General features: G+C 68.2%; 1 protein-coding gene. It reads right to left on the reverse strand.

The window, feature by feature from the left end; genetic code table 11:
* On the reverse strand, positions 1-500 hold a 500-nt coding region (locus tag QI554_RS43330), incomplete at both ends, for an LLM class flavin-dependent oxidoreductase (protein WP_281478982.1).

A 500-nucleotide genomic window follows, 5' to 3' on the forward strand; every position in this document is an offset into this window, starting at 1 on the left:
CGGCGGCTTCCTTGTAGGCCTCGATGCGGCCCTTCAGGTTGTAGATCGGCTCGAAGTTGAACGCGATCGCGCCGATGCCGAGCGAGCCGGCCTTGGCGAACGAGCCGGGGTTGCCGCACGCCATCCAGATCGGCGGGTGCGAGTGGCCGTACGGCTTCGGCAGGATGTTGTGCGGGGTCGGCACCGTGAAGTGCTCGCCGTGGAAGGAGTAGTCGTACTGCTCCCACATCCGGACGATCTCGCGGGAGACCTCGTCCCACTCGGCCTTGGTCGAGTTGGTGTCCATGATGTTGAACGACGCGACCTCGTGCGAGCCGGCGCCACGGCCGGTGCCCCACTCGAAGCGGCCCTCGGTGATGTGGTCGAGCATCGCGGCGCGCTCGGCGAAGCGGACCGGGTGCTCCTTGCGGGGCGACAGCGAGTTGATGCCGGTGCCCAGGTGGATGCGCTCGGTCTTCGCGGCGACGTAGCCCATCGCGACCTCGGGGGCCGACATGTGG

Origin of the sequence: Yinghuangia seranimata, assembly GCF_029953285.1 — a bacterium.
Taxonomy (GTDB): Bacteria; Actinomycetota; Actinomycetes; order Streptomycetales; family Streptomycetaceae; genus Yinghuangia; species Yinghuangia seranimata.